This is a genomic window from Flavobacterium hercynium, assembly GCF_002217285.1.
GTDB classification, from domain to species: Bacteria; Bacteroidota; Bacteroidia; order Flavobacteriales; family Flavobacteriaceae; genus Flavobacterium; species Flavobacterium hercynium.
On the sequence record NZ_MUGW01000026.1, the window covers coordinates 185,192 to 196,275 of the forward strand.

Genomic DNA, 11,084 nt, shown 5'->3' on the forward strand with positions numbered 1-11,084 from the left:
TTTTAATTAAATCACATCAATACTAATAACCACTGGAAAGTGCTTTTAAATCGCTTCTCTAATTTTTGTTATCAATCTAGTGTAACTAACTAACCTAATTTTTTAACATGAAATCATTAAACTGCAGAAGGAAAAGAATGCGCAGACTGCATTTTTTTCTCACAATTCTCTTCATTTGCGGTGGGTATCAGTACGCCGCCGCACAAGACCAAACAACTCAGGTTTCGGGAGTTGTTACTTCAATATCAGATAATTTATCGCTTCCTGGTGTTACTATTGTAGATACAAGTGATCCCAGAAATGCAGTAAATGCAGATTTTGATGGCCGTTATACAATAAAATTAAAAAATGGTAACGGAAGTTTGAAGTTCACGATGCTGGGATTTAAACCAGTGGAAATAAAAGTAAATAACAGAGCCACTATTAATGTAGCTATGGATCTCGATGTATCTGCACTAGACGAAGTAGTCGTTGTAGGATACGGAACTCAAAAGAAAAGAAAAGTTGTTGGAGCTGTTGATCAGGTCAATAACGAAGCTTTTAAAGGAAGACCAAACGTTAATACAACACTTGCATTACAAGGAAAAGCCCCAAGTTTAACAATTCAACAGACGAACTCAGAGCCTGGAGCAGGTCTTAACTTAAACATTAGAGGTGTTAGTACGTTAGGAAATAATAGCCCTCTTATTGTTATAGACGGTATAGTAGGAGGCGATATTAATGCCTTAAACCCAGCTGACATAGACAGCGTTACAGTGCTAAAAGACGCGGGTAGTGCTGCAATTTACGGTTCGAGAGCCAGCAATGGAGTGGTCCTTATTACCACAAAAAAAGGAAGTAAAGGGAAACCAATGTCTATTCAGTACAGCAGTCTTACGGGATACAATACACCGAAATTCTTTACGCAGCCTGTACATGGATATGAAAATGCGATGTTAAGAAACGAAGCTGCTTTTAATTCCGGTGAAACCACAGCTGTATTTACTGGTGAAAAAATTGCTGAATTAAAAGCAAATGGCGATACTAAATGGTTTGCAGAAGAAATTGTAAGACCGGCCGTTCAGCTAAATCAAAATCTCTCTATTTCGGGCGGAAACGAAAATTCAACTTATTTAGTTTCTTTGGGTTATTTAGATCAGGAAAGTAATTTCGTAGGTCCTAAAAAAGGAATGGAGCGTTACAATTTCAGAATAAACCTTTCGAATGAATATGGTAAGTTCAAATTAATATCTTCATTGGCCTATTCAAAACAAAAAATCAGCGACCATTCCTCGAGTACCAGCACTTTAATGGTAGATGCCTTCAGAGTGCCGCTATATTACAATCAGAAAGATGAAAACGGTAACTTCCTGACAAACGATGTACTACAGCAGTTTAATTCATTGGGAGTTCTGGAGCAGGGTGGTTTTAGAAAATATGATAATGACGATATTTTTGGATCATTTAATGCCGAATACAAACTAAGTGATGCCTTAAAAGTAAAAGGAGTATTTGGAGGGCGTTTATGGTCAGGAAATTTATACAGCCGTACTAAGATGGTTAATTTTTTTCCACAAGGTATTTATGGTGCAGACAGAGATACCAGAGATGAATCTAAAAAAAGTCTGGATTTGAATACGCAGTTTATGCTAGAGTATACAAAGTCATTTAGTAATCACAATGTGGGGGCTTTGGTAGGAGTTTCTAATGAGAATCACTCAGAACGCCGTACTGGTATTTACAAAAAATTTACGGATGAGGATTTAGGAACTCCAACAAGTGAAACCGTGATTGGTGAGGATTCATATAACTCAAACGGAACTGATCCTGATGGAAATCCGGCTTCTTTCAAAAATAGCCTTAATTCACTTTTCGGACGTTTGTCTTACGATTACAATGATAAATATTTTGCAGAGTTTAGTTTTAGATACGATGGTTCATCAAAATTCAGAGATGATGTAAGATGGGGATTCTTTCCTTCTGCAACCGTTGGTTATGCTTTAACAAAAGAAAGTTTTATGGAAAGCTACAACAACAATGTAGGGAACATAAAACTCCGCTCTTCATACGGAATTCTTGGGAATCAAAATGTGGGTAACTACCAATATCAGACGACGTATTTTACTTTCCAAAATGCTTATGGTTTTAATAATTCAGGCGTAAGCGGAACGGGATATAACTTTGCAAATCCTGATATTCGATGGGAGAAAGCAGCCATCTTTAATGCCGGAATCGATGCCGATTTCTTCAAAGGAGCATTGTCTTTTTCATTCGATTTCTTTGATAAAGTAACGTCAGACATTTTAGTAGCACCTCAGGTACCGGGAGTTTACGGTACGAACCTTCCTGATTTCAACGCAGGAAAAGTAGGGAACAGAGGATGGGAAATTAGTGCTACATACAGACACAAAGGAAAAGCATTGAACCAAAGTGTTACGGTAAATTTTGGTGATTCAAAGAATAAAGTACTTGATTTTAACGGACAGGAAAGATTAACAGGAGTAGAAGAACTACAGGTTATTCTTCGCGAAGGACTTCCTTTTAATTCGTACGTAGGTTTAAAAAGAGACGGATATTTCCAAAATGCAGAGCAAATTCAGGGCGCAGCGGTTCCTGCAGGAATTACAGTTCAGCCCGGTGATAATAGATATGTAGATGCTAACAAAGACGGAAAAATCGATGACAATGATAAATTCATTTTCGGAAACCCTTTTCCGAGATATACTTTCGGAGTAACGTATAATGTAGATTATAAAAACTTCGATTTGAGCATCTTTTTACAAGGTGTGGGGAAAAGAACGATGATGATCAGAGGAGAAATGGTAGAGCCGTTTCACTACAATTATGGTATGACCATGTACACGCATCAGTTGGATTACTGGACACCTCAAAATCCTGATGCAAGATACCCAAGACTGGCAAACAACGGAACACAATCTAATACAAATAATTTTAGAAGAGGTTCAGACATGTACCTGTATGATGGTGCCTACGCCAGACTTAAAAACATACAGTTAGGATATTCTTTACCAAGTGATGTAGTTCAAAATTTAGGAATGAGCAGTTTTCGCGTATACATTTCCGGCCAGAACCTGCTGACATTATCAAAAGTAAAATTTGTAGATCCGGAGCTTTCTGAATTCAATAATAATATGTCTACGACAGGAGCAAACAGCGGAAGAGCTTATCCTACACAGGTGTATTACGGAATGGGACTTGATATTAGCTTCTAAAATAAAATCAAAATGAAAAACATATATAAACATCTAAAATTTATACCGGCTTTGCTATTGCTTTTTGTAAGTTGCGAAGACCTTGAGCTTGCTCCTGAAAATCAATTTACAGATGCAACTTACTGGACAAGAATAGATAAAGCTCAGACTTTTCTAAATACAGCATATTCACAAATGCAGAAAAGTGAATATTTCTTTTACAACGAGGCATTGTCAGATAATGCTTTTAATGGTAGAGGAGATAACGCGGGCGCGGCATCAATTGGTGCCGGAATTTATGATCCTTCTTTACCCAGAATTAAACAAGAATGGAATGATCGATACGCAGGAATTAAAACATGTAATCTTATATTAGAGAACATTGACCGTATTCCAAATGCAGATCCTGCTGTAATTGAGAAAATGAAAGCCGAAACTCGTTTTCTAAGAGCGTTTCAGCATTTTCAGTTAACAACTTGGTTCGGTGATATTCCGCTTTTGGTAAAAGATCCATCACTCCAGGAAGCAACAACTATAAGCAGAACCTCTCATGCAGAAGTTGTTCAGTTTATATTAAGCGAACTTGATGCTGTAATTCCAGTTCTTCCAAAAAATATACAGTATGCTGATGCAGACAGAGGAAAAGTAACTTCAGGTGCCGCAGCAGCATTAAAAGCAAGAGTTCTTTTGTATGAAGGAAGATGGGCAGAAGTAGTACAGGTAACAGAACAGTTAATGGCATCGACTTACGGACAATACAGTTTGTTTCCGTCTTACGAAGGTCTTTTTGAAACTCAGAATGAATACAGCAACGAAGATATCCTAAGCATTCAATACGTACCACAATTTAGAATGTGGGGAGAGTTTTTTGACATGGCTCCATTGTCTGCCGGTGCACGATTGAATGCATTGGCTCCTACACAAGAATTGGTTGACAGTTATTTGATGCTCAACGGAAAGAAAATTAACGAAGCAGGATCATTATACGACGAAAATGATCCTTACACAAATAGAGATCCAAGACTTACAGCTACAGTAGTTTATGATCAGTACAATTGGAAAGAAGCTGATGGCAGTACACGTGTTATTACGATCAAGCCTGGTTCCGGAGGAAATACAGCTGATGAATTTGTACAAGGATCTTCTGCAACACCAACAGGCTATTACACGAGAAAATATTACGATACAAAACATTTAACCTCTTTACAATCAGGTTTAAATTTAATGCTAATTCGCTATGCCGATGTATTATTGATGTATGCAGAAGCTAAAAATGAGCTTGGACAGATGAATAGTTCCGTTTGGGATCAGACTGTTGGAGCACTGAGAGTTCGTGCGGGTTTTACGGATCCGGCAGCTTTAGTATTTGACGCTACATTAGGTCAGGCAGGACTTAAAGAAGTAATAAGAAATGAACGCCGAACAGAATTTGGGATGGAAGGTTTAAGAATATTTGATATCAGAAGATGGAAAATAGCAGAGAATGTTTTGAATGGCTATGCACACGGAGCAAAATTCGGAATACAATCTGTAGACAACGGATATTTGAGAGTAAACTTAAGAACTTTTGATCCTGATAAACATTATTTATGGCCAATACCAAGAGATGAGCGTTTGATTAACACCAACTTATCTCAAAATCCTAACTGGTAATACGAACTAACTAACCTAAAACATAAAAACATGAAAAGTCTATATTCAACATTATTATTGATACTATGCGCAGTATTTATTGTAAGCTGTGACAATGACGAATTGAGTCATACAAATGTAAGCGCAGTCAGCACATTATATTCTCCTGCAAATAATAAATTTTATGATCTGGCAGCTCAGAGCTCTGCTGTTTTCGAATGGGAAGGCGCAAAAGCAGAAGACAATGGCGCTATACTTTACGATGTACTTTTTGACCGCGAAGACGGTGATTTTTCTAAACCTGTTTATGTAATGCCTTCTGATGGAAACGGATTTCAGAAAATATTAAATCTTTCATTTTCAGAATTAAATAAAATTGCCACTTTAGCAGGAATAGAGGCGGAAGCAATTGGAAAACTAAAGTGGACTGTTTATTCTTCTAAAGGTATCAATGTACAAAAATCAACAGTATCTAATATCATTGAAGTACAGCGCCCTAGTGGATTCCCAACTCCGGATCAGCTCTTTATTACTGGTTCAGGCTCGGAAAAAGGAGAAACCGTTTCTGATGCACAGGCTTTTAAGAAAACAGGAGCTACGACATTTGAAATTTACACCAAACTAAGTGCCGGTACGTATAAATTCATTACCAGAAAAAATGGAACTCCGGAAGTTTTCTATATCGGTGATGATAAGATAAAACAAGACGGTGCAACTACTTACGAAGGGGATAGTAAAGTATATAAAATTAAAGTTGATTTCAGCGATGGTTCTACAACAATGACAGAAATTCAAAAGATAGAATTGTGGTTTCCTCCTTTAAGCGCTTACTTATTCGAATATACGTACTCAGGTGGCGGTATTTGGAAAGCAGATAACAAAGCTATAAGTTTCAAACAAGAAAGTTGGGGTAGAGATGAGCGTTATAAATTTAAATTCACAGTCGTAAACGGATCAACTACAAGCGAAGAATGGTACGGAAGTGTAAATGGTGACAACAATCGTCCGGATGACCCAAAAACACCTGCATCATTCTGGTATATGGTTCCGGTAACTAATGATTTCTGGAAAAACAGTTTCAAGTTTGCATCAGAAGTAGATAACAAAAGTGTAAATGCAGAAATTAACTTTAGTGCAGCTTCACCAGCATACACACATAGTTTTACAATTTTATAAATAACCCTGACGTCTCTTGAAGATCGTCTTTAAGAGACGTTTATTAAATGAAATAGATTATGAAAAAATTATTTTCAACACGTTATTACATCACATTGTTATGCGTGGCCGGATTAGGGTTATTAACCGTTTCCTGTGATGATGATGCTATACCGTTGCGTGATCCCAATTCAGGAGGCGGAACAGCATTCAAATATACCTGGGCTCAAACAGCAGACTCTTTGCAACTTGCCACATATAACAATTATTTAGGGGCTAATGCCACATTTGTAGAAAACAATACTGGAAACAGCACGTTTCATTATTGGCCAAATGCACATGTTCTCGATGTACTTGTAGACGGATTTTTAAGAACCGGAAATGAGAATTACAAAACCAAAATGAAAGCTTTGGTACAAGGAATTAAAATTAAAAACGGAAATACGTATGACAACGTTTTTAATGATGATATGCTCTGGCTTGCCAATTCCTGCCTTCGCGCTTTTGATGCTACACAGGATCAGGATTATAAAGATGTTGCCGACTTTTTATGGGAAAGAATCAAATTGAGCTGGAGTGATAACGTTTTTGGCGGCGGTATTACGTGGAAACAAGATACACCAAGACAAAAAAATGCTGTATCAAATGCACCCGCTGTAATTCTTGCGATGAGACTTTATGCAATAGACAAGAATCCGGATGATCTGGACTGGGCTAAGAAAATTTATGAGTGGCAAAAGAATAATCTTGTTGATCCCGTTTCAGGTGCAGTTTGGGATAATATTTCAGAAACAAATGGTGTAGTTACGACAAACAAAGACTGGGTTTTTACCTATAACATGGGAACCTGGATTGGGGCTGGATTAAGATTGTATGAAACAACAAAAGAGCAGACTTATCTGGATGATGCTGTAAAATCCGGAAGAACAGTTTTAACAAGTCCAAAATTAGTTTCAGAAGGTCTGCTTAGAGATGAAGGTCAGGGAGACGGTGGATTGTTTAAAGGTATTTTAGTACGCTATTTTACAGAGTTAATCGAACAGCCAACTATCAACGCTACAGATTCAGAGAAATTTGCTGCTTTTTTAAAATTTAATGCGCAGTCATTTTACAGCAAAGGAATACTAAGACCAACAATGCTTTCCGGAAACAACTGGATGACGGCTCCAAAAGCGGGTGCAAATGTAGATCTTACCACTCAGTTAAGCGGCGTGATGTTGATTGAAGCAGCTGCAAAGCTGGATAAAGACGGATTTTTTAATTAATATAGTTTGAGTAGTTTTTTTAGTAATTTCTGTAACGCCTGAAGGAAATCAAAATCCTTCAGGTTTTATAGTATCTTTAGTTAGCTAAGCAAAAAAAAGAATTTATTCTATCTAATAAGTAATAATTAGGGCAATTTTTTGCCTCAAAATAAAATATAATAAGCATGCAAAGAAGAAAATTTATACAGAACACAGCATTATTTGGAAGTTTGGCACTGATCAATCCAATCGAAATTTTTGCCGGAACTAAAGTCGAAAAAGATTTCCCAGTCGTTAGGGTTGCTAAACAAAAGAGAAATTTTGAAAGTGATTTTATTGAAAAAACAATAGCAGAATTTCAAAAGAATGTAAAAGACAAAGAATTAGGCTGGTTATTCAATAACTGTTTTCCGAACACGCTGGATACAACGGTAACGTATTCACAAAAAAATGGAAGACCCGATACTTATGTTATTACAGGTGACATCGATGCCATGTGGTTAAGAGACAGTTCAGCGCAGGTTTGGCCGTATATGGCTTTTGCAGGCAAAGATCAAAAGCTTAAAAATCTGATTGCAGGTGTTATAAACAGACAGACCGAATATATTTTGAAAGACCCGTATGCGAACGCGTTTTACAATGATCCCAATAAAAAAGGCGAGTGGACAACAGATCACACTGATATGAAACCAGGCGTTCACGAAAGAAAATATGAAATCGATTCGCTTTGTTACCCCATCAGATTATCGTATAACTATTGGAAAAATACCGGTGACACAGCACCATTTGATGAAAATTGGGTAAAAGCCATTAAAGCAACTTTAAAAGTATTTAAAGATCAGCAGCAAAAAGACGGTACCAATCCATACAATTTTCAGAGAACAACACAATTTGCTACAGATACGCGACCTCTGAAAGGGTACGGATATCCGGTTAAACCTGTGGGATTAGTTTGTTCTGCTTTCAGACCGAGTGATGACGCTACTGTTTTTTCTTTCCTTATTCCTTCCAACTTTTTTATTGTAGCCAGTATGAATCAGGCTGCTGAAATGTTAGAAACCATTAAAAAAGACAATAGTACTGCAAAAGAGTTAAGAGATTTAGGGACTGAAGTGGCCAAAGCAATCAAAGAACATGGAATTGTAAAACACCCTAAATATGGCGATATTTTTGCTTTTGAAGTAGATGGTTTTGGAGGTCATTTACTAATGGATGATTCGAATGTACCAAGTTTATTGAGCTTGCCGTACTTAGATGCGATTGATGTAAAAGATCCGATTTATCAAAATACAAGAAAATTTATCCTTTCAGAAGATAACCCATTTTTCTTTAAAGGAAAAGTAGCCGAAGGTGTTGGAGGTCCTCACGTAGGCATGGATATGATCTGGCCTATGTCGCTAGTTATGAGAGCTTATACAACTTCTGATGGAAATGAAATTAAAAATTGTATCAGAATGCTTAAAGCTTCACACGGAGATACTGGTTTTATGCACGAATCCTTTCATAAAGACGATGCCAAAAATTTCACCAGATCATGGTTTGCTTGGACAAACACCTTATTTGGAGAACTGTTGTGGGACACCTATAAAACCAATCCAAAATTGCTTGAGTTATAAGCTGTAACCGATTCTAATTTTTTAAAATTATGAAATTAAGAAATAAAATAATACTCGTAGCACTAACAGTGTCTTTCACGAGCCAGAATGCTATTGCTCAAAAATCGGGTGGAGGCGCTGCAAAAGGAAAATATACCGTGTTAGTAAATCCCTTTATTGGAACCGCTCCTTTATTAGATACAAAAATAATTGGTTATACACCGCCAAAAGACATGCGCGTTTGGGCTGGTTTGGTTTTTCCGGGTTCTTCTGTACCCAATGCAATGGTGCAGCTGAGTCCAATGACGAAATACAAATCCGGAGCTGGATATGAATATGAAGACACAGAAATTCTGGGTTTTACACACACCAACAAAGGACATTGGAACCTATGCCATATTCCGCTTTTGCCCGTTTCGCAAGGGGCTTCTTTTCCGTACAAATCAGCATTTAGTCACGATCAGGAAAAAGCAAGTCCGGCATATTATGAAGTATATCTAAAGGATTATGATGTTCAGGTGAAACTAACTTCGACCTTACGTTGTGGTATTCACGAATACACTTTCAAAAATAATAAACAAAGAAAAGTTCTTTTTGATCTTGGCAAAGCCAATAATAATGTGGATGATTGGCAGATCAAGCAAGAAGGAGCCAACGCTGTGAGCGGATTTCAAAGAACCGGAGGCGAAAAAATATACTTTTACGCCACTTTTAGCAGTCCAATAGAAAAATTAGATTCTAAAGATATTGCAAAGAGCGGCGGTTATACTTTGGTGAATATCAAAGACGGAGACACTAAATCTGTAACCGTTAAAATAGCGTTATCTTTTGTGAGTGTTGAAAATGCCGTCGATAATTTAAAAGCTGAAACAGGAAATAAAAATTTCACTGCCATTTTTGAACAAGGAAGTAAAGAGTGGGAAAAACTGCTTTCTAAAATTCAGGTAAAAGGAGGAAATGAACAGCAAAATGTAATGTTCTACAGTATGTTGTACAGATCATTTCTGTGGCCAGCTTTACGAAGCGATGTCAACGGACAGTTTATAGATGAAGCCGGAAAAGTACGCAAAGAAAATTACCACTATTACACACTTCCTTCTTTATGGGATGATTATAGAAATAAACTGGTTTTATTAAGCATTTTTTCACCAGATGTAACCAGCGATGTCATTAGTTCGATTATCAATGAAGGAGAAATAAAAGGTTTCATTCCAACATTTTTTCACGGAGATCATGCCGCTTCCTTTATTGCAGGATCTTATATGAGAGGAATTCGAAAGTATGATGTTAAAAAAGCCTACGAATTATTACTAAATAACGCTTACAAAGAAGGAGGAACAAGACCTCATATTGCGGATTATATCGAAAAAGGATACGTTCCCGAGCAAGATATTAAAAATCCTGTGGTAGAAACAGTAGCCAATGCCGGAGTTACAAAAACCTTAGAATATGCTTACGACGATCATGCACTTTCTTTATTAGCCAAAGAACTCAATGACACCAAACATTATAATGATTTGGTAAAACGTTCTAAAAATTATGCAAACGTCTTCGATAAAGAATCGGCTTTTATGAGAGGACGACTTGCAGATCGTAAATGGGTTACGCCCTTTAATCCTGAGTTTCCGTATTATGAATACATGTACAGAGAAGCAAATGCTTGGCAGCTTTCCTTTTTCGTACCACATGATATGCCGGGATTAGTACAACTTTATGGAGGTAAAAAACCTTTTGAAGATAAACTGGATACGTTTTTTACAAAACCATGGAACCCGGAATACATTGCCTGGAATATTTCCGGATTTATTGGACAATATTGTCACGGAAACCAGCCGGATCACGAAGCGCCATTTTCCTATTATTTTGTAAACAAACCTGAAAAATCACAAAAAATAATCGATGAGATTTTAGATACGATGTACGGAATTGGCCCTGAAAAACTGGCGATGAGCGGTATGGATGATGCGGGCGAAATGTCTTCGTGGTATGTGTTTGGAGCTTTAGGTCTTTATCCATTATCGCCGGCTGATCCTGAATATATTGTGACTGTTCCTATTTTTAAAGAAGTGGCATGGACCACACCGGAAGGAAAAAAAGTAACGATAAAAAATCCTAACGGAAAGAGAGATTTGGAAGCTATAAAAGTAAATGGTTCGAAAATAAACAGTTATTATATCTCCCACGATTTATTTAAAAATGGGGGTGAAATACAAGTTATAACTAAATAACAAAATACAATTGCCCCCAAAAAGTAACTGACTTTTTTT

General features: G+C 37.0%; 6 protein-coding genes. All 6 read left to right on the top strand.

Annotated elements, in window-relative coordinates; translation table 11 throughout:
* Positions 1-107 precede the first annotated feature (107 nt).
* A complete protein-coding gene (locus tag B0A66_RS13655; protein WP_089050401.1) occupies positions 108-3,212 on the top strand; it encodes a SusC/RagA family TonB-linked outer membrane protein in 3,105 nt (1,034 codons plus the stop codon).
* Positions 3,213-3,224: 12 nt separating this feature from the next.
* The gene (locus tag B0A66_RS13660; RefSeq protein ID WP_089050402.1) at positions 3,225-4,844 is read left to right on the top strand and encodes a RagB/SusD family nutrient uptake outer membrane protein; all 1,620 of its coding nucleotides are present in this window, start codon (positions 3,225-3,227) and stop codon (positions 4,842-4,844) included.
* Between the two features lie 30 nt (positions 4,845-4,874).
* Positions 4,875-5,999, top strand: coding sequence for a SusE domain-containing protein (locus tag B0A66_RS13665; RefSeq protein ID WP_089050403.1), 1,125 nt, complete (start codon positions 4,875-4,877; stop codon positions 5,997-5,999).
* Between the two features lie 59 nt (positions 6,000-6,058).
* Entirely contained in the window at positions 6,059-7,243 is a 1,185-nt protein-coding gene (locus B0A66_RS13670; protein WP_089050404.1) for a glycoside hydrolase family 76 protein, read from the top strand.
* Positions 7,244-7,407: 164 nt separating this feature from the next.
* Positions 7,408-8,838, top strand: a complete 1,431-nt coding sequence (locus B0A66_RS13675; protein ID WP_089050405.1) for a glycoside hydrolase family 125 protein — start codon at positions 7,408-7,410, stop codon at positions 8,836-8,838.
* 29 nt (positions 8,839-8,867) lie between these two features.
* Positions 8,868-11,045 (top strand): GH92 family glycosyl hydrolase, encoded by a 2,178-nt coding sequence (locus B0A66_RS13680; RefSeq protein ID WP_089050406.1) that lies wholly within the window; start codon positions 8,868-8,870, stop codon positions 11,043-11,045.
* Positions 11,046-11,084 lie beyond the last annotated feature (39 nt).

Bases quoted from the DNA above. Each gene is read 5' to 3' on its own strand.
- B0A66_RS13655 (WP_089050401.1), top strand. From the start codon at position 108: ATGAAATCATTAAACTGCAGAAGGAAAAGAATGCGCAGACTGCATTTT.
- B0A66_RS13675 (WP_089050405.1), top strand. From the start codon at position 7,408: ATGCAAAGAAGAAAATTTATACAGAACACAGCATTATTTGGAAGTTTG.
- B0A66_RS13670 (WP_089050404.1), top strand. From the start codon at position 6,059: ATGAAAAAATTATTTTCAACACGTTATTACATCACATTGTTATGCGTG.
- B0A66_RS13680 (WP_089050406.1), top strand. From the start codon at position 8,868: ATGAAATTAAGAAATAAAATAATACTCGTAGCACTAACAGTGTCTTTC.
- B0A66_RS13665 (WP_089050403.1), top strand. From the start codon at position 4,875: ATGAAAAGTCTATATTCAACATTATTATTGATACTATGCGCAGTATTT.
- B0A66_RS13660 (WP_089050402.1), top strand. From the start codon at position 3,225: ATGAAAAACATATATAAACATCTAAAATTTATACCGGCTTTGCTATTG.